The sequence below is a fragment of the Paenibacillus sp. J22P90 genome, from assembly GCF_059692195.1.
Genome location: NZ_JCAUAY010000006.1, coordinates 325,630 through 352,378 on the forward strand (window position 1 = coordinate 325,630; position 26,749 = coordinate 352,378).

The 26,749-nt window shown below is 45.4% G+C and carries 23 protein-coding genes; 3 read left to right on the forward strand and 20 right to left on the reverse strand.

Annotation, left to right across the window (positions count from 1 at the left end; genetic code table 11):
* Window positions 1–6: 6 nt before the first annotated feature.
* Both AC58UX_RS21555 and AC58UX_RS21560 read right to left on the reverse strand, forming a co-directional pair.
* Window positions 7–753 (reverse strand): SDR family NAD(P)-dependent oxidoreductase, encoded by a 747-nt coding sequence (locus tag AC58UX_RS21555; protein WP_497256481.1) that lies wholly within the window; start codon window positions 751–753, stop codon window positions 7–9.
* Between the two features lie 27 nt (window positions 754–780).
* Window positions 781–1,533 (reverse strand): SDR family NAD(P)-dependent oxidoreductase, encoded by a 753-nt coding sequence (locus AC58UX_RS21560; protein WP_497256483.1) that lies wholly within the window; start codon window positions 1,531–1,533, stop codon window positions 781–783.
* 125 nt (window positions 1,534–1,658) lie between these two features.
* Here AC58UX_RS21560 and AC58UX_RS21565 point away from each other — a divergent pair, with 125 nt between their 5' ends.
* Window positions 1,659–2,567 carry a LysR family transcriptional regulator gene (locus AC58UX_RS21565; protein WP_497256485.1) on the forward strand — a complete coding sequence of 303 codons (909 nt, stop codon included), beginning with the start codon at window positions 1,659–1,661 and terminating at the stop codon, window positions 2,565–2,567.
* A 60-nt stretch (window positions 2,568–2,627) separates the two neighbouring features.
* Here AC58UX_RS21565 and AC58UX_RS21570 read toward each other — a convergent pair whose 3' ends face one another.
* The 4 genes from AC58UX_RS21570 to AC58UX_RS21585 form a co-directional block, all read right to left on the reverse strand.
* Window positions 2,628–3,089, reverse strand: coding sequence for a DUF8821 family protein (locus AC58UX_RS21570; RefSeq protein WP_497256487.1), 462 nt, complete (start codon window positions 3,087–3,089; stop codon window positions 2,628–2,630).
* Window positions 3,090–3,514: 425 nt separating this feature from the next.
* Entirely contained in the window at window positions 3,515–5,059 is a 1,545-nt protein-coding gene (locus tag AC58UX_RS21575; protein ID WP_497256489.1) for an extracellular solute-binding protein, read from the reverse strand.
* Window positions 5,060–5,117: 58 nt separating this feature from the next.
* A complete protein-coding gene (locus AC58UX_RS21580) occupies window positions 5,118–5,984 on the reverse strand; it encodes a carbohydrate ABC transporter permease (protein ID WP_497256491.1) in 867 nt (288 codons plus the stop codon).
* A 16-nt stretch (window positions 5,985–6,000) separates the two neighbouring features.
* Window positions 6,001–6,852 carry an ABC transporter permease gene (locus tag AC58UX_RS21585; RefSeq protein ID WP_497256605.1) on the reverse strand — a complete coding sequence of 284 codons (852 nt, stop codon included), beginning with the start codon at window positions 6,850–6,852 and terminating at the stop codon, window positions 6,001–6,003.
* 374 nt (window positions 6,853–7,226) lie between these two features.
* Here AC58UX_RS21585 and AC58UX_RS21590 point away from each other — a divergent pair, with 374 nt between their 5' ends.
* Window positions 7,227–9,494, forward strand: a complete 2,268-nt coding sequence (locus tag AC58UX_RS21590; RefSeq protein ID WP_497256493.1) for a helix-turn-helix domain-containing protein — start codon at window positions 7,227–7,229, stop codon at window positions 9,492–9,494.
* Between the two features lie 76 nt (window positions 9,495–9,570).
* On the opposite strand, the gene AC58UX_RS21595 is transcribed toward AC58UX_RS21590, so the two are convergent.
* The 5 genes from AC58UX_RS21595 to AC58UX_RS21615 form a co-directional block, all read right to left on the reverse strand.
* On the reverse strand, window positions 9,571–10,404 hold the full coding sequence (locus AC58UX_RS21595; RefSeq protein ID WP_497256495.1) for a LamG-like jellyroll fold domain-containing protein: 834 nt from the start codon (window positions 10,402–10,404) through the stop codon (window positions 9,571–9,573).
* Window positions 10,405–10,717: 313 nt separating this feature from the next.
* On the reverse strand, window positions 10,718–12,457 hold the full coding sequence (locus AC58UX_RS21600; protein WP_497256497.1) for an ABC-F family ATP-binding cassette domain-containing protein: 1,740 nt from the start codon (window positions 12,455–12,457) through the stop codon (window positions 10,718–10,720).
* A 164-nt stretch (window positions 12,458–12,621) separates the two neighbouring features.
* Window positions 12,622–13,101 (reverse strand): 23S rRNA (pseudouridine(1915)-N(3))-methyltransferase RlmH, encoded by a 480-nt coding sequence (rlmH, locus tag AC58UX_RS21605; protein ID WP_497256499.1) that lies wholly within the window; start codon window positions 13,099–13,101, stop codon window positions 12,622–12,624.
* A gap of 83 nt (window positions 13,102–13,184) precedes the next feature.
* Window positions 13,185–13,352 (reverse strand): CxxH/CxxC protein, encoded by a 168-nt coding sequence (locus AC58UX_RS21610; protein ID WP_063795715.1) that lies wholly within the window; start codon window positions 13,350–13,352, stop codon window positions 13,185–13,187.
* Window positions 13,353–13,421: 69 nt separating this feature from the next.
* Window positions 13,422–14,651: a S1C family serine protease gene (locus tag AC58UX_RS21615; RefSeq protein ID WP_497256501.1), complete on the reverse strand. Its 1,230-nt coding sequence runs from the start codon at window positions 14,649–14,651 to the stop codon at window positions 13,422–13,424.
* 236 nt (window positions 14,652–14,887) lie between these two features.
* Here AC58UX_RS21615 and AC58UX_RS21620 point away from each other — a divergent pair, with 236 nt between their 5' ends.
* Window positions 14,888–15,109 carry a hypothetical protein gene (locus tag AC58UX_RS21620; protein WP_497256503.1) on the forward strand — a complete coding sequence of 74 codons (222 nt, stop codon included), beginning with the start codon at window positions 14,888–14,890 and terminating at the stop codon, window positions 15,107–15,109.
* On the opposite strand, the gene AC58UX_RS21625 is transcribed toward AC58UX_RS21620, so the two are convergent.
* The 9 genes from AC58UX_RS21625 to dnaB all read right to left on the reverse strand — a co-directional run bounded on the left by AC58UX_RS21625 (window position 15,066) and on the right by dnaB (window position 26,731).
* Window positions 15,066–15,878: an MBL fold metallo-hydrolase gene (locus AC58UX_RS21625; RefSeq protein ID WP_497256505.1), complete on the reverse strand. Its 813-nt coding sequence runs from the start codon at window positions 15,876–15,878 to the stop codon at window positions 15,066–15,068. The genes AC58UX_RS21620 and AC58UX_RS21625 overlap by 44 nt on opposite strands.
* Window positions 15,879–15,926: 48 nt before the next feature.
* Window positions 15,927–16,748, reverse strand: a complete 822-nt coding sequence (yycI, locus tag AC58UX_RS21630) for a two-component system regulatory protein YycI (RefSeq protein WP_497256507.1) — start codon at window positions 16,746–16,748, stop codon at window positions 15,927–15,929.
* 30 nt (window positions 16,749–16,778) lie between these two features.
* Complete coding sequence (locus AC58UX_RS21635; RefSeq protein ID WP_497256509.1) at window positions 16,779–18,068, reverse strand: YycH family regulatory protein; 1,290 nt, start codon at window positions 18,066–18,068, stop codon at window positions 16,779–16,781.
* A complete protein-coding gene (gene walK / locus AC58UX_RS21640) occupies window positions 18,065–19,900 on the reverse strand; it encodes a cell wall metabolism sensor histidine kinase WalK (RefSeq protein ID WP_497256511.1) in 1,836 nt (611 codons plus the stop codon). The genes AC58UX_RS21635 and walK overlap by 4 nt, the downstream gene beginning before the upstream one ends.
* A 2-nt stretch (window positions 19,901–19,902) precedes the next feature.
* The gene (yycF, locus tag AC58UX_RS21645; protein ID WP_056622616.1) at window positions 19,903–20,622 is read right to left on the reverse strand and encodes a response regulator YycF; all 720 of its coding nucleotides are present in this window, start codon (window positions 20,620–20,622) and stop codon (window positions 19,903–19,905) included.
* A 195-nt stretch (window positions 20,623–20,817) separates the two neighbouring features.
* Complete coding sequence (locus AC58UX_RS21650) at window positions 20,818–22,377, reverse strand: peptidoglycan DD-metalloendopeptidase family protein (RefSeq protein WP_497256513.1); 1,560 nt, start codon at window positions 22,375–22,377, stop codon at window positions 20,818–20,820.
* Between the two features lie 316 nt (window positions 22,378–22,693).
* Entirely contained in the window at window positions 22,694–23,368 is a 675-nt protein-coding gene (locus AC58UX_RS21655) for a hypothetical protein (RefSeq protein WP_497256515.1), read from the reverse strand.
* A gap of 150 nt (window positions 23,369–23,518) precedes the next feature.
* A complete protein-coding gene (locus AC58UX_RS21660; RefSeq protein WP_497256517.1) occupies window positions 23,519–24,805 on the reverse strand; it encodes an adenylosuccinate synthase in 1,287 nt (428 codons plus the stop codon).
* Between the two features lie 558 nt (window positions 24,806–25,363).
* Window positions 25,364–26,731 (reverse strand): replicative DNA helicase, encoded by a 1,368-nt coding sequence (gene dnaB / locus AC58UX_RS21665; protein ID WP_497256519.1) that lies wholly within the window; start codon window positions 26,729–26,731, stop codon window positions 25,364–25,366.
* Between the last annotated feature and the right edge of the window lie 18 nt (window positions 26,732–26,749).

Below are 26,749 nucleotides of genomic sequence, written 5' to 3' on the forward strand. Positions count from 1 at the left end.
TTAGTTCTATTGTGCGGTATATCCACCGTCTACGACTAGACTAGCCCCAACCATAAAGGAAGAATCCTCACTAGCCAAGAACAAAATGCCATTCGCAATTTCCTCAACGCGGCCAAGGCGACCGATCGGATGAAGCGAAACTAACTTTTGCTTAACTTCCTCATCTACACCGTTCAAAATAGGCGTATCTACGAAGCCTGGGCATATGGCATTGACGCGAATTCCCGCTTTAGCATAAGTTACGCCCAGCGATCTAGTTAAATTAACGACACCTGCTTTGGCCGCGTTATAAGATGCTAGCCCAGGTGACCCGATATGGCCCATGATCGATGCCATATTGACGATAACTCCGCCGACACCCTGTTGTTGCATTTGCATAATTGCATATTTGTTGCTTAGGAACACACCGGTTAAGTTAATATCGATCATTTGCTGCCAACGATCAAGCGTAACTTCAGTAATGGGAGCGCCCTTATGTCCAATTCCTGCATTGGCAATCATAATATCCAACTTACCGAAATGGCGAACCGCTTCTTCCACAGCATTCCGAACATTTTCTTCATTGGATACATCCATTCTCACGAACATCGCTTCTCCACCAGCGTCGATTAGTTCTTTAACGGTTCCCTCCGCTTGATTGGAAACATCGGCAATCACAACTTTAGCCCCGTGCTGGATGAAGAGTTCGGCTGTCGCTTTCCCAAGACCCGTAGCTCCGCCAGTAATCATGGCAACTTTTCCTACAAGTTTCATCGTCATGCCCTCCTATGAGATCAAAATTTATCGCGCCGCTGATCCGCCATCGACACTGATTTCAGTTCCTGTAATAAAGCTCGACTCATCGGAAGCAAGGAAAACAACTAGGTTAGCCACATCCTCAGGTGTCCCTAATCTCTTCATTGGGACGGAACTAGCCAATTGCTCCGTAGTTACCTTAAAGCCTGCTGCAAGATCATCCCCCATCGACGTTTGAATGACGCCTGGGTGAATAGAATTGATCCGAATTTGATCAGGTGCAACTTCCATCGCGGTATGTTTCGTCATCATGCGGACAGCCCCTTTGCTAGTGCCATACAGGGCTATATTGGCAGTACCTTTTAAGCCGGCAATTGATGACACATTGATGATGGAGCCGCCTTTTTGCGCGCGCATAACTGGAATAACGTGTTTCATGCCGATGAAAACACTCGTCACGTTAATTCCCATTAGACGGTTCCATTCCTCTATGGAATAGTCACCGATCCGTTTAGAACTATAAATTCCGGCATTATTGAGCAAAATATCGACGCGTCCAAATGTATCTTTCGTTTCATTAACGACACTTGCCCACTCTTCTTCTTGCTGTACGTCATGTTTCATAAAAGCAACGTTGCTGCTAACCTTTTTCATCTCTTCCAACGTTCGGTTGCCAATCTCTTCATTTATGTCAGTGAATACTACATTTGCACCTTGCTCTAAGAACATTTGAACTGTACATTTTCCAATTCCGCTCGCTCCGCCTGTGACAATAGCAGTTTTCCCATTAAGTCTCATCTATTTCAATCCTTTCTGAACAGTCATAACCTTAATGCCATTACATTGTAGCATCTCATTATGTTAAAATATATTTAACATTATTTAAGGTTGTATTAGATGAATTAATAGTAATGAGGTGAATAATGAATCTGGAACAACTGCAATATATCATTGAGGTTGCCAAATCGAAATCGCTATTAGCGGCTGCAAAAAATCTACATGTGACCCAGTCCGCGCTTAGCCAGTCCATATCCAACCTAGAGACGGAATTAGGTATCACCTTATTTAACCGCTCACGAATGGGGACCATTCCCACACCCGAAGGTAAACGCATTATCAAGAAAGCTTTGAGTGTCGAAAACTTGCTGCAGGAAATCAGGGACGAAGCGAAGCAGCATGCGATCATTTCAGGCGGGAAACTGTGTGTCGCGGCAATCCCCGGTGTCATGAGCTCCCTAGTGAAGACGGTATCCAGCCTCAAAAAAGATTACCCCGACGTTCATTTTATCATGCTCGAAAAGGGGTCCGAGGAAATTATGACCCAAATCAGACAAAACAAAGTGGATATTGGTTTGATTAGTATAAAGCCAGATATGGGGGATCAAGAAATAGGCTTGCATTTCGACCCCTTGTGGAAGGGAAAAATCGTGGTTGGCGTGTGGAAGCATTCTCCTCTGGCCGCCAAGAAAACCGTGACACCCGAGGAGTTGTTAAAGCATTCTTTTGTTTTATATGAAGAAGAAAACTTACATGAGTTTATAGATCAATTTACGAAAGAAATCGGACCCTTGAACATTTTATTTTCAAGCAACAATGTAGTAGCGATTGCAAATGCTCTAAAAGAAGAGCTAGCAATCTCGATTGGATATAATTTTACTTTTATCGATAATCCTCATGTTCAGAGCGGTGATCTTGTTATGATCGAAATTGAGCGTTTGGAGCAAAAGTCGATTACACTAGGATGGGTTCGGTCAGAAAATACGAAAGCATCGCTGCTGTCCAAACACTTTATCAACCGTTTTCTATATGAAATGCAGGCGGGTTCTTTGTAATATAGGAAAGGCCATCCTTTGTAGGATGGCCTTAGCTTACATACGCTCATTTACAGAAATTTAGTATTGTCCTTTAATTACAAAAAACGAACCCCGAATCGTTCCAGCTAATTTCGACTTCTGCCTAGCAAACTTAAACTTCTCTGCTAGCTCCTTGGGTATCTCCATCCCCTCAGAAAGCTTAAAACCAACAGCCCGCTTCTTAGCATCATCCACCGTATACATCACATTTACCGAAAGCCCGTCCTCATAAAAAACATAGGTAAATTGAATATTTTCCACTTGAAAACGCGATGTCTCTAACGGTTTAGCCGCAAACTCAATATTACGCTCTTGCAAAATTCGGTTCACATAATCCAGGTTCTCCTGACTTTCGCTAGCAGGTACAACCGTAAATTCATGATTGTATTTTGTCATAAAATAACGAGCTTCATTCGCGCGTAAACCAGCAAGCGCATCTACCACAGGCGAAGACTCTAGACCAACTGTAGATACATTTTTAAAATCAACGATATAGGACATGTCTATTTCTCCTTTAAAATCTTAGTTTAATGGCAAATTTCTAATCCGTAATAGGTTACCCTTTGGTGTCATTATAGGACACCGTAAGGTGTATTTCAATGATGAATTAAGAAAATGCTCAGTCAGCTTAGTGTGCCTAGTCTTCTTTATATTTTTCCTTAAGTATACCCGATCCCATTCCCGCGACGACCATTACCAATACTTCTCACTAAAGGTCATAGCAGCCCAGCCTTCCTGCACGATATAAGACCAATATTAGTCTAACCCTATGTAAATGAAAAGAACGCATTAGTTGCGTCCTCTCGCAACCCAAAGTTGCGGCTATAAACAGCCCCTATTTTCCATTATAGGGGGTCCCCAACATAAAAAAGCGCCTTTCACCCGGTCTTATTTGACCGAATGAAGGGCGTTTATGAACTCCAACATTATTTTTTCAAAGCACGATCATACGCTTTTTTGTAAATGTCCACAATTTTATCAACGCCTAACGCTTTCATGTCGCTCACATATTTCGGCCAATCTTCTAGACTGCGTTCACCAACAATGAACTTGGAAATATTCTCATCGCGCTTCTTCATAATCGTATCCCCGCTCAGAGAGAGGGTTTCCATCTCAGCGCTTGTGAACGCGGGGCGAGGCTGCTGCTGACTATCATATTTTGGCGCTTCCTGATAAGCCTTCTGCAGCTCAGGCGATGAGAGGGAAAGATGAGCATCATAATCAAACCACGCATAGGTGCCATCCGTAGAAATACCGGTTTTCTTTCTCATGTCCGCTACATCCGCAAATTTCTCAATGAACTGCTTCTTGCCATTTTCCATTTTATACGTGACGCCTTCTTTTCCCCAGCTGGCCAGTGTTTTACCTTCCTCACTGTAGAAGAAATCCATGAACTTCATAATCTCTTTGATTTTTTTCGAAGATGTCGCGATCATGAAGCCTTCGTCCAAATATTGTGTGTACGCATTTTTGGCAGGCGCACCTGCAAATCCGGTCGGCGCTCCCATGAAAGCCAGATTAAAGTCCGCTTTATCCTTGCGCAAAGCCGAATTGAAGAAATCAATCCGTCCGATGTAATCGACTGTAACAAACCCTCGCTCCGTAGACATCAGGTCCTGCCATAGCTTCGTATCTGCAGACAAGAAATCAGGAGGAATGAGTCCTTCTTTATAAAATTTATTTAAATACACAATCATTTGCTTGTAATTATCTTCTAGTGGACCATAGCGCCATTCTTTTTTATCAAAATCATAGTACACATCAGAACCGGTGCCAAAGGCTGGAGCAAAATTCAAGAGACGCTGCAAGCCGTTACGGAAGGAAAGCGGATAGCTCTTCGGGTAAGCTTCTTTTATTTTCTTAAGTGCTGCATACAATTCATCCCACGTTTTCGGCTCAGAAAGCCCTAGCTTCTTAAATATATCATCGCGATACATCCAAATCATGCGATTCGTTTCACCGATTCCCGCATTCGGGAACATATACATTTTGCCATCCGACGAAATCGTGTTTTGCGTATCAACCGGATACTTTTCCATCCATTTTTTCAAGTTCGGCATCTCGTTTACATAATCCAAAATATTAATCAGCGCACCTTGCTGTCCGTACTTATCTGCCAGCTTTTTGTCCTGCGTCATCATCATATCCGGCAAATTACCCGAGGCAATTGTAACACTTAGCGCGTCATCCAGCTTCCCAGACGGCAGCTGCACATTCAGGGAGACACCTGTTTTCTCTTCGATTAATTTCCAGGAAATATTATCTTTATTGTAAGGCCAGCTTGGATTCGAATAATTGAGCACATTAAAGGTTTGTTTGACTACTTGCGCAGGAGCTGAAGTTGTTGTCCCCGCGCTGGCAGAGGGCGCTGCAGTTGATGTCTCGTTCGTACTCGTCGAACAACCGGCGATTGCCGTCATAGATAGTCCCAAAGCTAAACAAATTGACAACCCTTTTACTGTTTTATTCATAGAACCCATCTCCCTTTTCATTTGTTTAGACCCGCAGCTTTTTATTACTGAACATGAACTAACCTTTCACCGAACCGATCATCACCCCCTTGACGAAGTATTTCTGCAGAAACGGATATACAAGGAGGATAGGTACGGTGGAAACAAGGATCGTTGTAAATTTCAAAGCATCATCAACGACTAAATTATCGCCGCCTACGCTGGATACGTTAGCTGAGTTGATCTGCCCTTGCAAGACGATATTGCGTAGAACAACTTGCAGTGGGAACATATCCTGGTTTCTCAGGTAGAGTAATGCGGAATAAAAGTTATTCCAGATGCCAACGGCATAGAAAAGTCCGATGGTAGCAAGCACCGCTTTTGAAAGCGGCAGCACGAGCCGAAAGAAAATACCGAGATCAGTCAACCCGTCAATTTTACCCGATTCCTCCAGTTCTTTGGGCATTGCAGAGAAAAAAGTTCGCATCACGATGAGATTCCACGTACTGACGGCCGTAGGCAGCACCATAGACCATAGGCTATCTACCAAGCCGTAGCTTTTGACGACCAGAAAGGTCGGAATCATACCACCGCTGAAAAACATCGTAAACACAATAAGCAGTGTAAACAGCTTGTGATGCGGCAGCTCTTTCTTGGAGATCGCGAACGCACCCATGGCTGTCATAATGAGCGAGACCAAGGTGCCGACTAGCACATATTGAATGGTATTGATATAGGCGGAAGAAATACGCGGATCGTGTAAGACAATTTTATACATTTCCACGTTAAATCCTTTGGGCCAAAGCGTAACCTCGCCTTTTAAAATGTGCGTGCTATCACTGAACGAGACCGCCATCATATAAACAAAGGGGTACAACGTTGCGGCGACAACACCTAGCAGCACAAGGATGATCAGTAGGTCAGACACACCAAATCTGGTTTTCATAAAGCGTACCTCCTTTCTACCACAAACTGGTCTCGCCGACTCGACGGCTGATCCAGTTGGCCGAGTATATAAACACTAAACTGACGATCCCTGTAAACAAATCAATGGCCGTCGCATAGCTGTAATTGCCCTGTCCGATCCCTGTGCGGTACACATAGGTGCTAATAATATCGGCCGTTTCATAAATGGCGGGATTATAGAGCAGAAACACTTTTTCAAAACCAATATCGAGGACATGCCCAACATTCAGAATAAAGACGATAACGATGGCCGGCGCAATACCCGGGAGTGTGACATTCGCTATTTTCCTCCATCTGCTCGCACCATCCATTTCCGCCGCCTCATACAGTTGAGGATCAATCGACGTCAATGCCGCAAGATAAATGATCGTCTCCCAGCCCACATGCTGCCAGATTTCCGAAATGACATAGACCGAACGGAACATCCCAGGCATCACCATGAAGTTAATCGGTTCAAAGCCAAAGACTTGAATCAGATGGTTGACGATACCGCTGGAAGGCGAAAGGAACATGAGCACCATGCTCGCCGCGACCACATTGGATATAAAATGGGGCAAATAACTGACCGTTTGTACGAATCGTTTAAAGAACGCGTGCCTCGCTTCATTTAGAAGCAACGCCAGTAGAATCGGTGCAAGAAAGCCAAAGATTAACCTGTAGATTCCGAGCATAAACGTATTGTAGATAAGCTTAAAGAAATCGGGATTTTCCCAAAACAGCTTATAATACTTGAATCCGACCCATTCACTTGCCCAGACACCCTTAAACAAATTGTAATTTTTAAATGAAATGACCAAGCCGAACATAGGAACGTACTTGAAAAGTAAATAAAACAGCAAGGTAGGCAGAAAGAGAAGAAATAAGTATCTCCCTCGTTTCCATTGCTTTAAATAGGTACTTCTTTTCGACCGGAGATTCGCTTGCGAAACAGACGTCTGTGTCGTGGCGGCCGATGGGTTCGTACGCAATAGTCATCTCTCCTTTTTCTCAATGTGCGTTGCCCCTATGCTTACTGAGGTTCTGTATCGACAAGCCCATCGTATCTGAAAAATGCCATGCCGACTATCCACTTCCTCATCGACTCATTCGCAAATTTCTCAAAATCGAGAATTATAATAAGAATCGTAAAAATTCATATAAGGAATTGTAAAATTTTTCTTACACCATAAATTTCACCATGCTATAATTTCCACATACTACTGGCTAGCGAAAGGAGACGACAATGCAAACCACTTATGTCCCTAGAAAAAGATACAGCAGTTCCTTGTTCTACCGACTATTGATCAGTTTCATTATCATCATTTTGCTGCTCGTATCCTTTAATGTAGCCTCCTTTACATTCTTCCGAAGCAGCATTCGCGAAGAAATTATTAAGAACAGCAGTCTGAATCTCGAGACCACCGTAGCCAGCTATGAGAAAAACATTTCGTTAATTAAAAGCCTGCTGGTCAGCCTATACTTCAACACTCATACCGAAGCGCTCAAAAATAATCCGGAGAAGCTCGACTTTATTGTTTCAAGTCAGGTTCAACGCGAGCTGCAAAATGTGCTAGCGAACAATCAGCTATATTTATATAACATCATCTATTACTTTCCGAACCGCGACTTTGTTATTGATAAAGATGGGTCCCGAGATGCGCAAATGATGTTCAGCAAATTTTACACGTCCCCCACTTATCCAGAGCAGTTCTGGTCAACGGAAACCGGAAAATCTTCGCTCTCCTTCCGGGTGTACCCTACTGCGGAATTTCAGGAAAGTACAAGCTTCTCTACTAGAAGCTTTGGGAAGTTTAATCCCGTTCTTTTCAAAAGCGCCGCAACGGATGGCTTCGCCATTATAGCCCTGCTAGACAGTAATCAGATGTTCGAGGCCTTTAGCCATTTTCAAGCAGATTCCAACTTCTACATTCTGGATGACACTGGGGGTGAAACGTACGCGGTAACCAGTCGAAAGGATCCACTGCATTTGAAGCCGCATACCGGCAGCTCCGGCTACTATTTGGAAGGCACTAATTATTATTTCTACAAGCAAGGTGCAGTGACCGGGAACACCTATGTGCTGATCGTTCCGTTCGCTACGATTTCCGAACAGTTCTTTAAGCTGAATGTATTTATGGTTGGACTGATACTCGTTTCCATTATCCTCGGAGTCGGCATTTCGATTCTCTTTGCTAAACGGTTTAACAACCCACTCACTACCATCATCAGTTCCATTCAACAGATGGATCGTCACCAAAGCGCTCCCTTTGTAAGTCCGATTCGTGAGTTCAACGTCATTAGCCAGAAGCTGCATGATTTATTTCTGACCAATGAAACGATTAACCGAGACTTACTAAGTAAAAATTCCCTGCTCAAGCATTACGCCTACTTAAATAAGGTGAAAATGATTCATACGGATATTGAGGACGCGAAAATATCCATTGATTCCGAAAAACCCTATGTTATCGTTCTATACCAGCTCATGTACATCGACAGCCAGTTAGCCGCCATGGACATGGATCCTAACCGCGCTTCGTATTACATCAAGGAATTCGTTCAATCGCAGTTTATTCAGGCCTATAAAGATGCCTTGACCTTCCAAATTGAGAAAGATCAAATTCTGACGATTATTTTTACGAATGATTCCGAGCTTTCTGTATTAGACAATCTATTGATCGATATTAAAAAAATATTTGAGCTGGATGCTTCCTATTGTTCCGTCACCATTGCCGTGAGCCCTGTCCATGACAATGCGTTCATTTTCAACGAAGCTTTTGAAAACACGCTGCTGCTAGCCAAACAACGGAAGCTTGGGGAAGGTGTCCAAATCATTCGGGAAAAGGAAACGCTACCTCCGGATCTCTGGTTCACACCAGCCAATATGAAAGAATTTACGGCCAATTTGACTTCCGGTAACCCGGCGATCACAATTCCTATCGTTTCAAAAACGTTAGAGCTTGCCGTCAAACGAGGCGCTTCCTACGCGCAAGTCCATGACCTTGCGAAAGAAATTGTCAACTTGATTATTAAAACGCTCTATTCCAGCCATAATCCGATCTCTTTGTTGGATGACAAGAGGAGCCCGGTGGATATTCTCAAGAATTGCCGCACACTTGAACAATTTCAGCAGTTCTTCAAGGAAATCCTGACACAGTCCGCCTCCGATATTCGTCAGAAGAAAGAAGCGACCGACCACATTACTAGATTCGTAACGAACTACGTCAATGAGCATTTCGGCAGCGATTTGTCACTGGACTTGCTAGCCGATAAATTGAACATTACAGGCGCTTACTTATCAACCTATTTCAAAGAAAAAACAGATACCAATTTCAGCGATTACGTCAATACGGTGCGCATGAATAAAGCGATGGAGCTGCTGGAGAAGACGGATCTCAAAATTCAGGACGTCTCTACGCTTGTCGGCTATTACACGATTGCTTCCTTCAACCGCATGTTTAAAAAGCATACAGGCATTACGCCGAGCGAGTTCAGACGAGCCCGCTTCAACTAAAAAAAGGACGATCCTACCGAGCTGCTTCGGAGGATCGTCCTTTGGGCTGTTAAGCTGTCCTGTGCGCATCTATCACTTAATTGGTCATTGCACTGTAATGCACAGCCAGCTGGGTAGGCGTCAGCTCATAATCGTACACGGCAACTTTGCCTATTGCGCCTTGGAAGTACGATGCAAGATCTCGCGTCGCAATTCGCATCGGAGCCGTTCCGTTTCCGGGTACGATGCTGTAATCGGATAATGTGTCTTGGTCACGCAAGACACCGTTTTTAAACACCTTCGTGTAGCCTGTCGGGTACGTCGTGCTAGTATTCACGGTGTTGATAACCAATGTATAGTTTATCCATTGACCGGCGGTCACCGTATCCTGGAAGTAGGAGCCTGCGCCTAAGCCGCCGCTTAAATTAAACGAATAGCCACTGATACGATTTGGACGGTTTTCGGTATTTGTTTGATTATACATTCTCGCCACCCAAGAATGCTGTCCAGACGTCCCTTTGCCCATCCAATGCACATAGCCGCTGCTCTCATAATTCGTAAATTGCAATGTATCTGGCCGCATCCAGGCTTCGACGGTCAAGACTCCTGTGCGCGTAACCTCCAGATAGTCGTTATCAGGAATTGTAAAATATTGATTCGTTCCATTGAATACCGGAGCTGCATCCCCATTTGGCATCGTCGTGTTCGTCGGACTTCCGGTGAACGTGCCGTTCATACCATTACCGGATTGATCTGCCGTTACCGCGGAGGATAAAGGCCAATATCCAACGGGGTTGTTAGCCAGTACTGCCGTGTCGTAGGTGGAGGTTGCATGTACGAATGAAGATAAATTGAAACAGGCAGAAAGTAGGAAAGCTGTCATTAAAGAAATCCCAAGCTTGGACATACGAATTGAAAAAGCGTTACTCATTGTCAATCGTCTCCTCTCCTATTGGCAATTCACTTGCACGGTTGCACTTGCGCTAGTTATACCCGTTTCGCTTAACTCGGTCGTCAACCGTTCCACTTCCCTCCCTTCACCCTCGTTATTTTCATCTTATCGGGAAGGGACTTACTTCAAAATGGCTTCGTTTTGGGATGATGATGAAATCTTAATCCAGCCAAACAATTCGTCATAATCGATAAAAATGCGAAGCATGGATGCTCTAGTCTAAACATAAAGAAAAAAGTCTGATTGAATCTCCGCAATACAGCTGTGGGAGTTCATTCAGACTTTTTGAAATTTAAAGCAATTTAATCAGCTCTTCTAGCTCATCAACTAATACTTTTGCAAGTTCAAAATCAGTATTTTTTAAAGCCAATTCTATTTTCATTTCCAGCGATTTTTTGTTTTGTTCCGTTTCTAAATAGTCTCTATCAAAATGACTAGCATAAATCATCTGTCTGAATTTTCGCATACTCATTTTTCTAATCGTCTTATCGTCAATGATTAAAACATAATCCATACCATTTACGACAGAATAGAAATCATGAGAAATCATGAGAATCGCACCTTTATAGTCTTCAATGGCTTTCTCAAGTGCTATTTGTGTGTAGGTGTCTAAATGGCTTGTCGGTTCATCAAGAAGCAATACGTTTGCTTTACTGGCAGAAACCTTAGCTAATTGAAGCATGTTCTTTTCTCCACCAGATAAAGATGCTATCTTTTGATTAACGATTTCTCCTTCAAAGCCATAGTTTGAGATATACGATCTAACCTCATCATACGTTTTAAACCCAGCATCGATGAATTCTTCTAGAATTGTATTAGAATCCTTTAGCACTTCGCCTTGAATCTGAGATAAATAAGCCACTTTCACATCAGCATTTATTTCAATAGAAGTATGATTATTTATAAAAATATCTCGGAGTAAAGTCGTTTTCCCGGTACCGTTTGGACCAATAATGGCTACTTTATCCGTAGATTTTATCTCAAAGTTAACATTGTCTAATAACAACTCATCAAACGTAACACGATAGTTATTAACATTTACAACAATGGTGTCTTCAATCTCATTATCAATACCAAAACTAATATTCGGTTGCTTAATATCAACAAAAGGCGCTTTAATTCTACGCGCTTCCAATCTTTCTTGAAACCTAACTCTAGCTTTTAATGCTCTCCCTCTAGATGCTTCTGAATTATACGTTGCGATAGCTCTAAGATTATCAATAATGCTATCGTATCTCTCAATTTCTTCTTGTTCAGCGACTGCGATTTCTTGCAACTCAATTTTTGTCTGAAGTAATGAGAAGTTGTATTCAATATAACGCCCATCAAACTCTTGAATCTCCATGTTTTCAAGGTGTAGAATTTTGTTGAAACAATGATTCAATAGATATCGGTTGTGCGTAACGACTAGCAGCATTCCTTTGTGAGAATTAATCAGATTTTTAAGCGCATTTAGATTTTCAAAGTCTAAAAATACATCGGGTTCATCCATAATCATTAAATCTGGACTACTAAGCATTTCCTTCATTACTTGAATAAGTTTGAATTCCCCGCCACTCAGGTCGGATACCCTAAGATCTTTTAACTTCATGAGGTTTGCTAGATTTAGTTTCTTATTAATGTTGCTTTCAAAATCAGCCCCACCGATTGAATCAAATGTGTCTAAAGCTAATTGATACTTTTCTAATAACGCATCCATATCCGATGACGTTTCCATTTCCGTACAAATAGCTGTTATTTCATTTTGTATCTTGATAAATTCTTCCCCTATATATTCAAAAACGGTTGTTTCTTTCGTTTTGTCGAATTGTGGGAATTGGCTTACATGCCTAATTTTGCAAGTCGGGTCTATTTCTAACTTGCCCTCGAACAAATATCTTTCTGAATCCATCAGTATATCGATCAATGTACTTTTCCCACTGCCGCTTGTTCCTATAAAAGCGCAATGCTGCCCCTCTTCAAGCGTAAATGAAACGTTTGTATATAGTTCTTTTTGCGGAAATGAGAAGGATAAGTTATCAACTTTTATCATAGTATTACCTTTCTGTATAACTAAGATGGTGACTATTATTTAGATGTATTGCAGAATATAGATTTTGAGTTTACCGTTGTAAGAGTAACACTGTTTACAAACAACTACAATCTAATAGTATTTCCATCGCTTGAGGGTCAAAGTTCCGTGCTACCTCGCTACCACTACTTATGATAAGGTTCCCCCCGATTTATCCGCATCGCGCGATAAATCTGCTCCACCAGCACCAGCCGCATCAGCTGGTGCGGCAGCGTCATGCGGCCAAAACTCAGCCGCATATCCGCACGGCGCAGCAGCTCGCTCGACAGCCCGAGCGAGCCGCCAATAACAAAAGCCACCTGGCTCCGCCCATAGGTGGCCAACTTATCGAGCGAGCTCGCCAGCTGCTCGCTCGTCCACATCTCGCCGTCGATGGCCAACGCCACGACGTATACATCCTGGCGCAGCGCAGCCAACAGCCGCGCGCCCTCACGATCGCGCACCTGCTGCTCCTCAGCAGGGCTCATGTTCTCGGGTGCCTTCTCATCCGGCACCTCAATCATTTGCATCTTGGCATACGGGCCAAGACGCTTCACGTACTCCGCAATCCCATCCACGAGGTAGCGCTCTTTCAATTTTCCAACACTCAATATCTGTATCTGCATAGTGACCCCAATCCTTATCTTTTATCTTTTAATCTCTTTTCCTATTTTCCACTTTCAAAGAAAAAAGAGGCCCCAAGGCCTCCTTAAACAATGAGAAAACGTGATAATGACTGGCAATGCTCGCAATGCTCAGGAGGTGCCCAGTGGGCGAAGTGGGTTTTCTGCAAATCCACAACGTCTGGAGCTTCCTCGTACTCATCAACAAATTCATCTATGGCTATTTCCACATGATCTTTACAAACGACATGCATGTTTAGTACCTCTCATCCGCAACGGTTCTGTAGATTTCTTTTTTCACTCGTTCTTGATCTTGTTCCTTTTTACTTATCCGTCGCCTCAACCAACGTCAGCACCGTCGTCAGCTTCTTCCCGCCGCGATAGTACACCACGTTAATCTTATCGCCGATTTTCTTCTCGTTGTACAAATACTTCCGCAACCCTATCGTACTCTCAATCTTGCGATCATCCAACTGTACGATAACATCCTGCGCTTTCAGACCCGCTTCCTTCGCTGGTCCCGAAACGTCGAAGACGATAACTCCAGTTTTCACATCTGCAGGCAGCTTTAATACATCCGTCCCTTTAAAAGCTTGCAGCTCCTGCGTCGACACACCAATCAACGGTCGTTTGACCTTGTGATCTTTGATAAGACTATCAATAACGGGTTTTGCACTGTTAATCGGGATCGCAAAGCCTAAGCCTTCAACTCCAGCGTCCGAAATCTTCATCGAATTAATGCCGATCACTTTGCCCTCGATATTAACCAGCGGTCCGCCGCTGTTGCCTTGGTTAATCGCGGCATCCGTTTGGATGACGTCCATTTCCCAATCATAGTCGGTGCCTTCACGGGAAAGTGAGACCGGGATCGTGCGCTTCGGTGAAGAAACGATACCTTGTGTCACCGTCGGTGAGAAGCCCAGTCCTAGCGGATTGCCCACGGCAATGGCCATTTCACCTGCCCGCAGCGTATCGGAGTCTCCGAACTCCGCAAGTACTTTAATGTCCTTGCCATCGGCTTCTAAGACAGCCAAATCGGTAATCCGATCGCGGCCTACCAATGTAGCTTTGCGATGCTCGCCTTCGAAATTCACGATTTCGAATTGATTCCCATTTTCCACGACATGACTATTCGTTACAATGCGAACTTTATCCCCGTTCTTCGCGAAGATAACGCCTGATCCGATACCAATGCCCGATTCTTGGCCAGCTTCGTCCTTTTTCGAGGAGATGACACTGACTACGGCTGGTTTTATTTTGTCCGTTGCCGCAACAACTGAGTCATTACCATTCATCGGATGCACATCCGCCTTGGCTACGACAGGAATGGCAAGGGCGTTCGCTGACGAGTCACTTCCCCCAATCGCTTGAACAATCCCTACCACGATGAGCATGCCTAAAGCCCCAATGATCCCTGCGATAAGAGCAACATACCGTCTCCGACCAGCAAAACTCGTGAAACTTGTGAAATTTCCTGTCCCTTTGGGACGCCAGACCGGCTCGCGCCTTCTGGACCTTTTGGTCGAATAAAAATCATCATCAAACAAACTCATTTCGGGTACCTCCTCGCTGACAGGGCTTACGCTGCACTCGCCTTGCTTTATTTCAATCCATGGATGTGATCAAGTCAAGTCATACGTTCATGTTCAAGTCATCCTGCATTGTTTATTTGCAAAAATTAGGAATGTTTCGCTCGCTTCTTGCCTACAATAATAGTAAACCAAATCTCTTACCGAATTACTAGAGTTTTAGAAAACTTAATAGACCTAATTTAAAGGAGAATGCCACGATGAACCGTATTCCTTCCCATTTTGAAGAAATTAATATGATCGGTAAGCTCGCTGACCTTAAGGAAAGCCACTATCATCAGTCGCTCGTCCTCTCATCTCTCATTCAGGTCCTTATTGATAAAGGTCTCATTACCGCACAAGAAATTCAGCTCAAGTCACAGGAACTCGACGCTGCGCTTACTCCGAATCCGAATTCGAATCCAATACATCCCATTTCGTAGAACGATCAAAATACGTATCCATCAGCCGCAGCTGTTTCGACTCTGGCGCTCGCTCTTGTACTATATTATTCACGGTCAGCCTGGCCAAATCCATTAAGTTATGATCACGGCTCAAGTGCGCCATATAGACAGATTTCGTCTTATTCGTCATGATATCACAGAGCGCTTCCCCTGCGGCTTCGTTGGATAAATGCCCTTTGTCTCCGAGAATGCGTCGCTTAATGCTCCACGGATAATGGCCTACGCGCAGCATGTCGACATCATGGTTCGTTTCCAAGACCAAGGCGTCGGAGTCCGAGATCTTTTCCTTCACCTTTTCGCTCATGTACCCGAGATCTGTCACGACACTTAACTTCTGTTCCCCTTCATAAAAAACGTAACCCACCGGCTCCGCCGCATCATGCGAAATCCCGAAGGATTCCACTTTTAGCGTTCCAAACTCCTCTACGCCGCCTGTGTCCATCACACGCTTGTTGCCTTCGGCGATGACGCCAATTTGGCGATCCAACTCGACCCAGGTCTTCTCATTCGCATAAATGGGCACATCATACTTCCGGGCGAACGCGCCTAGTCCCTTGATATGATCGGAATGCTCGTGTGTGACCAGAATGCCATCAATGCTGCTCGCCGCGAGCTCCCGCTCCTTCATTAATAGCTCCATCTTCTTCGCACTAAAGCCTACATCGATCAGCAGCTTCACCTCACCGTTGTCGACGACCGTTGCATTCCCCGTAGAACCACTTGATAACACCGTAAATCGAATTCCCATCTTCCCTACTCCTCTATGCCTACCTGTGTGCCAGTTGGTTATTCATTGTTATTTCTTAGGCGTGCTCTTATCCCCTGATGCTGGAGAAGCCGAAGCTCCTCCGCCTCCATCGGTTGTAAATGGTACAGGCTCATTGCCTTTTTGCAATGACTCCACTGCCCCATTTAACGCTTGCACATAATATACATAGCCGTTATCGATCGTAATTCGCCACTGTGGAAACATTGGTTGTGTTTGCGAATTATAAGGTTGTCCGTGATACCCCAAGCGAACCTCGGTAATGATTGATCCATCGCTTAAGTAATTGTCTACCAAGCTGCGAACCGCTAATTGGGCCGAGATTAACTTCTGTTCCGTCTGTTCTACTTCTGATTCTACTTCAACGAAAGCTTGACGGTAACTGGTAATTTCTCCATTTTTCTCATTGAGCTCTACAGTCACATCAAAGAGTGGAATCTTCCCATACAATTGGGAAAATACATAGATACCATTTCGGCTCATGACCGAATCCAGCTGATACATCGCGAAGTTTGGAATTTCGGACAGCGCCTGAGCTTCTTTGCTAGCCCCTTTACCGAGCAGCGTGCTCATGTAAATTGGCGTTTTGAGCGTTTTCTCCTCGCCTGGCTTGATGCTATCGTCATATTTCACCGTGATGACCTTCAGCTTAGGCGGATCTGTCGGCAGCTCGTCGGTGAGACGAATATTTTTGTTGCGCAGCGCGCGATTCAAGTCCTCCACGGTACTGGATGGATCCAAAGAAATTTCCGTATCATTGGAACGATTGGCGGACCACAGCTGGAAGCCGAGAATCATATTCAACAGTAAAAAAGAAGCAATCAAAATCGTCTTGGCCCTACTCCAATTCATAATCTCACCAACCTTTCCCTGACGTCCCGCCTACTCAATAAAATCATACGTACCATCGCGCAGCTCCAGCGCCCATGCACTCGTTAAGGTCAACGTCTTATCGGAGATAACCGGACGATAGGCTGGGAATATCGATACGATGCTGGATCGACGTTGATAATACTGTAATCGCAGCTCCACCGCCTCACCCGACATCAACTCGTTATCGCGGCGCTGTGCCGATTTCAGATCAGGAATGACCATGGATCGCTCGAAGCCGGAGATAACACCTTTTTGCACCTGCATTTTCATCGTGCCAAAGCCCTCAGGCTGTGCAGTTATAATAGGCAGCGATTCATAATACTCACGGAATGTGAACGTCTGGTTGTCCATTAGTTGCTTCTCAGGTGTTTTGGCAACCATGTATTTCCCATCCCAACCAATATGCTGATTGATAAATTTGATGCCTGCTAGCAGATCGTCCAACACCTCGGTTTTGCTTGCCGCAGGCGCAACGGGATCGGAATAAGTAACCCACCGTTGATCCCGGTTGAGCTGAAAGCCGCGCTTACTGTCGGTGTAAATCTCTGATCCATCACGTTCTCTGAGATACCGAGTAATGCCTGGATCGACGAATAAGCTTTGCTTCAGCTGGTCCGCGGTAAGCTGCGTATACGTGAACGTATAGCTGGGTAGATGCAGTGGTTTCAACGGTAAGTAATAGTCACCGCTGTTGGTTGTCTTATATAAGTTGGTTGGCTCGCCATAAGCTACGAAATTCTCAACGTCCTTACTCGTGAAATCCGCCCCAATGACCTCATAGCCAACGCCCGGCGAATCCGTGAAAAAGAAGGCCCGAACCTCGTCATTAGTCCCCTTGGAGTAAATCCAAATCTTCGTGATTTTGTCATTCTCGACGGGGATTTCCCCTTCAATTCGGAACAGCTGCTGCAGGATCGTGAAAGGAATTCCCTCTCGGAACCGAATCTCTACGCCAAGCTGCTTCGTTCGAACATCTTCCCAGTTCACATTGACGAGATACATTGACGTCTTGCGGAAACCTTTGAAGCTGCGCTGCTTAATATTGTCCAGCAATCTGGTGTAGTAATAATTGTTCGGATATAGCACAGAATGCTGCTGATTTCCCAAATGAATAATGAGCTGATCTGGAAAAAGCATATCCGCCAGCTCTGATTGCTTACCCAGTGTCTCGGTCTGCACATAATTGCTTTGTTGAATAGGTTCAATCTTCGGAGGGCTATAGGAAGCAAGGATAAAGCTCTGATACAAGCTCGTTCCAATCAACAGAACTAGCAGGATCGATTTCAAGCTCTCAATCATACTTCCCCCTCCTCTTCTTGCACGATTGGCAATGTAAATAGGACGCGTGTTCCTTGACCCAGTTCAGACTCTAACGCAATCGTTCCACCATGCGCTTTCACTATTTCCCGGGCAATGGACAGACCAAGACCTGTGCCTCCCATATTGCGCGAGCGTGCTTTATCTACCCGATAGAAGCGATCAAAAATGCGGGAAAGATCCTTCTTCGGAATCCCCATTCCGTTATCCTGCACGGTAATTTCCAGCATCTCTTTGTCAATCTTGCGTGCTTCCAACCGAATTGTGCCCTCATCACCGGTATATTTAATCGCATTAGATACTAAGTTGTCGAGAACCTGATCGATTTTGTCTCGATCCAGCATAAGACTCGTTACGCCATGTTCCACGTGTAACATTATTTGAATTTTCCGTTGCTGCAGCTGAAAAGAAAACCGGTCCGCTACCTCCTCCAGCATCTCGCTGACGAGGGTCGAGGACTTGCTCATCATGGACTGCTTCGAGTCCAGCCGCGATAGATGCAGCAGATCCGTTACCAAGCGGATCATCCGCTCGGTTTCACTGCGCGTCACGCTGATGAAGCGCGAGGCAAGCTGCGGCTCTTCGATCGCGCCATCATCAAGCGCTTCGAGATAGCTCTTGATCGTCGTCAGCGGCGTGCGCAGCTCATGAGAGACGTTCGCTACGAACTCTCGTCTCGCTTGCTCCAGCTTCTCTTGATCCGTGACGTCCTGCAGCACGGCGATAATCCCATGCTGGCCTTCACCCCGACGGTGAATCGGTGTGAAGGTGATCCGAACGGACAACTGCTCGTCCTCATCGTCAGGCAGTTGAATGTCCAGCAGCGTCGTGTTCACTTGCCCTGTCACTAAACCACGTATCGTATCTATGGGAATGCCGATGACATCGGAAATATCCAAACCTAATGTCGTTTCCTCTTCCACTTGCAAAATCTGTTTCGCACGGCGATTCAAAACGATAACCTGACCTCTATCGTCCGTCGCGATAACCCCGTCATTCATGTTCGTCAGAATCGAAGCCAGCTTCTCCTTCTCCTCTTCGTTGAGGGAGAGCGCCTCTTTCAGCCGATTCATCATAAAATTAAACGTCTGTCCCAGCTGCCCGATCTCATCGGTCCCTTGAATGACGACCTGTTGATCGAAATTTCCCTCAGCTACAGCCGTCGCTTGCTTCGTAATCTCTTTAATCGGGTTCGTAATAGTACTCGTTAAGAGGACACCTAATAAGGCAGTCAATCCCAAGGCAATCAACGTCGCCGAAATGAGGATACGGTTGATCGAGCGGATCGTCTTATAGACGTCCTCCATCGAGGCAATAATGTATACCGCCCCTAAAACACGTGCCCCGCTGCCGACCGGCTTCGCAATAATAACCTTCCGATACCCGTCCTCATCGGTAAAAATCCGCTGATTATCCTTAATCCCTTGCAAAGCCCGAATGACTTCCGGTTGTGTATTCTTTTGCTTCAAATGGCTCGGAACCGAAGTACTGATGACGTTCCCGTTCGCATCAATGATTTGAATCTCAGCATTATTAATAGAGAAAAGATTGCTAACAAATTCATTTAAATCCGCATACGTTTTCTTACCCTCAGTTGCATTCTTGCTCTCCTGATCCCCCGTCAAATACGATTCAACGAAGCCAGCAAGCAGCGTAACCTGACTATTGCGGGATGCTAAGAAATCATTTTTAAAATATGTCTCTACCGTCTTATAGAAATACACGCCAATCAACTGCATCGCAATCAGGATCAGCAGGACATAAATAATAATTAGCTTCGCTTGAATCGATTGAAAGAAGCGGATGCCCTTCATGTTTAGAAGCCTCCGGCTTTCGGACTGCGCATCAAATAACCGAGGCCCCTGCGCGTCATGATATACTCTGGACGGCTTGGATCCGTCTCCAGCTTCTCGCGCAGGCGTCTAATCGTCACATCGACGGTCCGTACGTCGCCGAAATATTCAAACCCCCACACCGCTTGCAGCAGGTGCTCACGGGTCATTACTTTGCCTGAATTTTTGGCCAAATATTGAATGAGCTCAAACTCCCGATGTGTCAGATCAAGGGGGGTCCCATCCTTGTACACCATGTACATGTCGTTATCGATAAAAAGCGCATGAATGCGCATCCCATTCCGCTGTGCTTCCGGCTCGTTCGGTGCTGTTTGCACCTTCGTCTGTCTGCGCAGATGCGCCTTCACACGGGCCAGCAGCTCCCTGGTGCCGAATGGCTTCGTCACATAGTCGTCTGCGCCCATCTCTAAGCCCAAGACCTTGTCCAGCTCCGTATCCTTCGCTGTCAGCATAATAATCGGTGTATTGAGCTTAGAGCGCACCTCACGGCATACATCCATGCCATCCTTCACAGGAAGCATGAGATCAAGCAGAATGAGGTCCGGCTGTTCCGAGAACGCAAGCTCTACAGCGCTTCCACCATCGTACGCACAAATAACCTGATACCCTTCCTTCTCCAGGTTAAACTTCAAAATATCTGCAATTGGTTGTTCGTCATCCACCACGAGAATTTTCCCAAACATGCGACCACCGCCTACTATAAAGTAACTGACACTGCTAGGCTCTATCGAGCACAAGCTGTCAGAGTTAGATCCGTCATTTTGACCAGTAATTTCCTTGAAGCTCTTCTCCATTTTACCATACATTGAATGAAAAAGAGACAAGGCCCCCGAGTTGTCCGGATTGACCTTGCCTCTATCTTTATTTACCGATTCAAATTACCGATTCAAATATTTCAAAGGATTTTCAACGCTGCCACTCTTCTGCACTTCAAAATGCAAATGCACGCCAGTGGAATCGCCAGTGCTTCCCATAATTCCGATTTTATCGCCTTTTTCGACGATCGTGCCTGACTTCGTAAGGATCTGACTTAAATGTCCATAAAGTGTTTCATAACCGTTTAAATGATTAATTATAATATAATTGCCGTAATCTGATTTATAGCCGGTTTCCACGACTTTGCCATTATCTGCAGCCATAATGTTTCTGTTACCTGTGATGTCGATGCCTTTATGTAGCTTGCCCCAACGATAACCGAATGTACTTGAGATACTAGGCGAAATCACCGGCCATGCGAACTTCCCGGTACCTTCACCCTTAATGACTTTCGTTCCTTTTTTCACCTTAGCCGTGACAGGTTGATCAATTATTTCTTCATTCACAACTTGTTCTTCAGTCAATAAGCCATCGACCTTCGTCACTTGAATCGTTACTTTCTTAAGCCCATTCTTTCCTGGTGAAATCGGTTGAACTACGCCAAGACGCATCGAATCGTCTTTCACATACTCGGTATCGTATTGAATCTCTTGATTCTTCACGATCTTCTCCGTCGTCTTCACAGAAAGTGTTGGCTTCAGTACCGTAACGTCCAACTGACTGCCCAACTTAAGCTTATCATCTTGAATGCCTGGATTATTATCATAAATGAATTGCTTCGTGATCCCTAATTTTTTCGCAATACAGGATACACAATCGCCTTCGACAACCGTGTATTTCGCTGGTGCAACATCGCCTGTTTGTAAGGTTTTCACCACATCTTCAGGCTTCGCTAAATCTGTCGGATCGATGGGAACTTCCTCTTTATCGACCTTCTGAACAAATTCGACCTTCTCAAGCTCGGAAGGCGCTGTTGAAATATCCTCACCTAGACCGGTAGATAAGGCGGCAACTTTTTCACTATTTTTGCCCTTTGGTGTAAATGGTTCGCTGACTTGCGTAAGAATCTGATCGGCTGTTGCCTGATCCTTCACAATCGCGATCGTCTTGCCATCCACTTTAAGCGCAACACCCACTGGCTGCGGTACAAGCAGTTCATCCAACGAAGAAATAACACCAGCATCGTCTGTTTTTAAATTGTAAGCCCTTTCAGACGTGTAGGTGATCCCATCTGTTTTAAGAACGACGTGAACGTTTGGGAAATTCTTCTGTACATCTAACGGTTTGTTGATCTTATATTCATCAATTAGCTTACTATCGCTTACGATACCGATTTCTTGATTGTTCAGCATGACATGGTACACAGTATCCATGCCCGCTTCAACATACTCATGTCCGGATAACGTAATCGCTCCCGTAAGTGCAATGACACCTACGCCTAGTGCAAGAGTCCATTTATGTCGTTTAATTAACGTTAGTGTCGTGGATGTCGGAACTTCGGCTAGTTGAACCTCTTCTTGCTGCTTGTCTGATAATGATTCATTTCCGGTCAAGCTTTCTCGCTTAGACGTGAATCTCTTCATGAGATCCATGACAAAACGCATTCCCCTGAAACCTGTCATGATCTTCTCCCTTTGAACGGTTTTGCATCCTTGGAATTAACTCCATAGATACATAAATAAACCTTGATTAGACATAATATCCATTATGTTTTCTTTCATTTGTTAAATTTAACACACTTTCTGTGCCTATTTCAACAAAATACTCGATTACCATGTGATAGATTCGTGTCCACCGCCAAAAGAAGTCGCTAAAATACTTGTTTTTTGGTAATAATCCCAACTGTTTCACTCGAAATGCCAAGAATTGACGAAAAGGCGTGAAACTTCGAAGGGAAGCTCGGATGCATATCTCATTGATCAGCAACTTCCCCTGAACCTAGTACTTATTTAAAATATCCGTTAACTGCGATAGCTCTTTATCACTCAAATATTTCTTAAGTGTCGAGTTAACCTGCTCTAATTCTTGTGTGGTAATTCCATCTTCCAGGATCGCGGAAAGATTCTGCACCTCGGTCTGAGGCAGCTTAGCGACAACAAGTGAAAATATTTTCATTTTATCATCACTAGAAAGTGCTTCTTTCTTCTTCGCAAAATCCTCGGTGGACATGACAAGCTCCTTCTTCTCGCTCTCCTCCGTTCGAGCGCTTCCCATCACGGCTACCGCTTCGTCTTCGTTGCCTGTCGATGCGCCAACATCGCCTGACGAACGATTACCGCCTACAGGTTGTTGATCATTCGGATTTGGACTTGAACTCGGGCTTGGAAACGCCCCTGACGGGTTGGGACTAGGAGTTGGCGAAGGCGTCGTTGCAGGGGTATCCCCTAGTGCAGCCTTCTTCCCCCCGTCTTTCCCCTTAACTATATTCAGCTCTTCCGCCAATCTTGACGCAAATTCACCAAATTGAATCTTTTTACCCATCGCGGGTAGCTGATATTGTCGAAATATATCCTCCACGTACATGTTCACCACGTACCATGTTGTAAACATCGTAATGGATGTAATAAGGACGGTGCTGATGACGATTTTGCCTAACCAGGTTAACAGTTTCATTCGCTTTGGTTCACTCCTTACATGACTGGCGCATAAATATGCTTCTCTCCCCAGTATGGACGAAAACCTTGCCATTAAATCCCTATAAGCAAAAAGAAAAATCCCCTAAGCCGCGGGAACAGCCTAGAGGATTATTTAAGTTATCTATGATTATGCGTAGATAGGACGAACCAAATTCGTTTGCTCACGGTTACGACCTACGGAGAAGATCGCGATTGGAATACCTGTCAGTTGGGAAACACGCTCCACATAGTGTCTCGCATTCTCAGGCAGATCGCTTAGCGTACGCGCTTCAGAAACATCTTCTGTCCAACCTGGAAGCTCTTCGTATACAGCTTCGCACTCGGAGATAGCTTTCAAGCTCGCTGGGTAGTGCTCAATCAACTCACCGCGGTACATGTAGCCTGTGCAGATTTTGACGGTTTCTAGACCTGTCAGAACGTCGATGGAGTTCAAGGACAAGCCCGTGATGCCGCTCACGCGTCTTGCGTGACGCACAACTACGCTGTCGAACCAGCCAACACGACGAGGACGACCAGTTACTGTACCGTACTCGAAGCCTTTTTCACGAATCCATGCGCCGATTTCATTGTCCAATTCCGTTGGGAAAGGACCGTCGCCGACACGCGTTGTATAAGCTTTAGCCACACCGATGATGTTGTGAATCTTCGTCGGGCCTACGCCAGAACCGATACACACACCGCCAGCCGTTGGGTTGGAGGAAGTTACATATGGGTATGTCCCTTGGTCGATATCCAACATAACGCCTTGCGCGCCTTCGAACAATACTCTGCGGCCTTGGTCGATATATTCATTCAGGATAACGGAAGTATCCTTCACGTATGGACGAATGATTTCTGCGTACGCGAGGTACTCTTTAAGAATTGGCTCAACATCAAGCCCTTTTGAACCGTAAACTTGCTCGATCAAAACATTCTTCTCAGCAACAATACGACGAAGCTTCAATTCGAACTCTTCCGCATCCATCAGATCCGCGATACGAATACCGTTACGAGCCGCTTTATCCATGTAAGCAGGGCCGATCCCTTTACGAGTCGTACCAATTTTGCTATCACCTTTACGATCCTCTTCCAGACCGTCAAGCAACAAGTGATACGGCATAATAACATGCGCGCGGTCACTGATGTTCAAGTTCGTTGTTGTAAAACCATTATCATGAATGTAATTAATTTCTTCAATGAGTGCAGCCGGATTAATAACCATCCCATTCCCGATCACACAAGCTTTATCTTTGTAAAAAATACCGGAAGGAATCATAGTCAGCTTGTACTTTTTCCCGCTAATAATGATTGTGTGGCCTGCATTGTTACCACCTTGATAACGCGCAACAACCTCAGCAGATTCCGCTAGGAAATCCGTGATTTTACCTTTCCCTTCATCTCCCCATTGCGTTCCGACAACAACAACCGTTGACATATGCACTTACCTCCGTACGGTGACAAGTCACCCATAATGAGCCGTTATGGCTGTAAGACTACAGAAGAAAGTTGGACTTCATTAAAGCGCTAAAGCGTTTAGTGTCCATGGCACTTTCCCTCTGGCGATTCTGGTGATGCAACTACCTCTATTCACTGCTGCACACGGCATCAGACAAGAGAGCTAACTCTCACTTACGTAGGCGCAAAGGAATATCTGGTCTCTTCGGCAGTGATCTGCAGGAAGGAAACCCGCCCTTCGGCATGAAAAAACGACCTTATTTCGAGTTACCTGCCTCAAGCCGGCTTAATCGATCAAGGTTTTTTCACCGTCTTTAGTTTAGCAGTCCCCCATGCCAAAGTCAATGAAAAACGAACGATTACAGGGGTGTCTGTATAATTGTTCGGAAATTACGCAAACTCTTTCACTGCTAACATGAAAAGCAAACATGCCTCCAGCTTCGCCTAGTCCTCGCTGATTCTATGCCCATAAGATGCCTCTTTAGGGCTTATTTTATGTACAGATTGGGTGCCCACCCAATCGACAAAAAAAGCAGCCCTAATGCCCGGCTGCTTCTTGATGAGTGCGATCCATATTCACGAATTTATTGAATTGTTTCAGGAAGGCCAGCTCGACGGTGCCTACGGGACCATTACGCTGTTTGGCAATAATGATCTCGATAATGTTCTTCTTCTCCGATTCCTTATCGTAGTAATCGTCCCGGTATAGGAACGCTACGATGTCGGCATCTTGCTCAATGGAACCGGATTCCCGAAGGTCAGACATCATCGGACGCTTGTCCTGCCGCTGCTCAACGCCCCGGCTGAGCTGCGAGAGCGCGATAACCGGTACGTTCAGCTCACGGGCAATTTGCTTCAGTGTACGGGAGATCTCAGAGACCTCCTGCTGACGGTTGTCGCCGCCTTTTCCGCCACGACCAGCAATTAACTGCAAGTAGTCGATGAGAATCATGCCGAGCCCCTTCTCCTGCTGCAGTCGACGACACTTCGCTCGGATATCCGCAACTGTAATCGTCGGTGTATCGTCGATGAAAACATTGGCCTCGGACAAAGCACCGATCGCCATCGTCAGCTTTTCCCAGTCGTCTCCTTCCAGATTACCCGTACGCATGCGGTTCGCATCGACGTTCGCCTCAGCGCAGACCATACGTTGTACGAGCTGCGCGGCGCCCATCTCGAGCGAGAAGATCGCGACGGTCTCTTTGGCCCGAACGCCGACATTCTGCGCCACGTTCAAAGCGAACGCGGTCTTCCCTACGGATGGACGCGCCGCAAGAATAATTAAGTCTGAGCGCTGGAAGCCGGACGTCATCTTGTCCAGATCAAGGAATCCAGATGGAATTCCCGTTGATCCGCCCTTGTTCGAGTAGAGGCTTTCAACCTTCTCGAATACTTCCATCAACACGTCGCGGATCACGACGAAACCGGTGGAGCTGCGGCGCTGCGAGATCTCAAGGATCTTCTTCTCCGCGTCGCTGAGCATCATCCCGACATTGTCCTCATTCGCGTAGCCATCGGACACAATCTGAGTCGCTGTACGGATCAAACGGCGAAGCATCGATTTCTCCTCGACAATCGCCGCGTAGTAGTCAATGTTGGCAGCGGTTGGCACCGCGTTCGCCAAATCGGACAAGTACGTGACACCGCCGATCTCCTCAAGCTGCTGCTTATTTTGAAGAAGCGCCGTTAGGGTAATGAGATCGATCGGTTCTTGCGCTTCGGCAAGCTCAACGATCGCCTCGAAAATGCGCTGGTGAGAGCCGCGATAGAAATCATCGCTCGTGATCCGCTCCATCGCGGTAATTAACGCATCGCCATGAATCAGGATCGCACCTAGGACGGCTTGCTCTGCTTCTATATTTTGAGGCGGAACACGATCCACAAACATATTATCTCCATTGCTCATGCTACTGTGCCCGCCTTT

Coding starts and splice junctions, on each gene's coding strand:
- AC58UX_RS21615 (WP_497256501.1), bottom strand. CDS start 14,651: ATGAGTTTGTTTGATGATGATTTTTATTCGACCAAAAGGTCCAGAAGG.
- yycF (WP_056622616.1), bottom strand. CDS start 20,622: ATGTTTGGGAAAATTCTCGTGGTGGATGACGAACAACCAATTGCAGAT.
- AC58UX_RS21660 (WP_497256517.1), bottom strand. CDS start 24,805: ATGTCAACGGTTGTTGTTGTCGGAACGCAATGGGGAGATGAAGGGAAA.
- AC58UX_RS21580 (WP_497256491.1), bottom strand. CDS start 5,984: ATGAAAACCAGATTTGGTGTGTCTGACCTACTGATCATCCTTGTGCTG.
- AC58UX_RS21595 (WP_497256495.1), bottom strand. CDS start 10,404: ATGAGTAACGCTTTTTCAATTCGTATGTCCAAGCTTGGGATTTCTTTA.
- dnaB (WP_497256519.1), bottom strand. CDS start 26,731: ATGAGCAATGGAGATAATATGTTTGTGGATCGTGTTCCGCCTCAAAAT.
- AC58UX_RS21635 (WP_497256509.1), bottom strand. CDS start 18,068: ATGATTGAGAGCTTGAAATCGATCCTGCTAGTTCTGTTGATTGGAACG.
- AC58UX_RS21610 (WP_063795715.1), bottom strand. CDS start 13,352: ATGCATGTCGTTTGTAAAGATCATGTGGAAATAGCCATAGATGAATTT.
- yycI (WP_497256507.1), bottom strand. CDS start 16,748: ATGAATTGGAGTAGGGCCAAGACGATTTTGATTGCTTCTTTTTTACTG.
- AC58UX_RS21625 (WP_497256505.1), bottom strand. CDS start 15,878: ATGGGAATTCGATTTACGGTGTTATCAAGTGGTTCTACGGGGAATGCA.
- AC58UX_RS21570 (WP_497256487.1), bottom strand. CDS start 3,089: ATGTCCTATATCGTTGATTTTAAAAATGTATCTACAGTTGGTCTAGAG.
- AC58UX_RS21575 (WP_497256489.1), bottom strand. CDS start 5,059: ATGAATAAAACAGTAAAAGGGTTGTCAATTTGTTTAGCTTTGGGACTA.
- AC58UX_RS21620 (WP_497256503.1), top strand. CDS start 14,888: ATGAACCGTATTCCTTCCCATTTTGAAGAAATTAATATGATCGGTAAG.
- walK (WP_497256511.1), bottom strand. CDS start 19,900: ATGAAGGGCATCCGCTTCTTTCAATCGATTCAAGCGAAGCTAATTATT.
- AC58UX_RS21650 (WP_497256513.1), bottom strand. CDS start 22,377: ATGACAGGTTTCAGGGGAATGCGTTTTGTCATGGATCTCATGAAGAGA.
- AC58UX_RS21655 (WP_497256515.1), bottom strand. CDS start 23,368: ATGAAACTGTTAACCTGGTTAGGCAAAATCGTCATCAGCACCGTCCTT.
- AC58UX_RS21600 (WP_497256497.1), bottom strand. CDS start 12,457: ATGATAAAAGTTGATAACTTATCCTTCTCATTTCCGCAAAAAGAACTA.
- AC58UX_RS21560 (WP_497256483.1), bottom strand. CDS start 1,533: ATGAGACTTAATGGGAAAACTGCTATTGTCACAGGCGGAGCGAGCGGA.
- rlmH (WP_497256499.1), bottom strand. CDS start 13,101: ATGCAGATACAGATATTGAGTGTTGGAAAATTGAAAGAGCGCTACCTC.
- AC58UX_RS21590 (WP_497256493.1), top strand. CDS start 7,227: ATGCAAACCACTTATGTCCCTAGAAAAAGATACAGCAGTTCCTTGTTC.
- AC58UX_RS21555 (WP_497256481.1), bottom strand. CDS start 753: ATGAAACTTGTAGGAAAAGTTGCCATGATTACTGGCGGAGCTACGGGT.
- AC58UX_RS21565 (WP_497256485.1), top strand. CDS start 1,659: ATGAATCTGGAACAACTGCAATATATCATTGAGGTTGCCAAATCGAAA.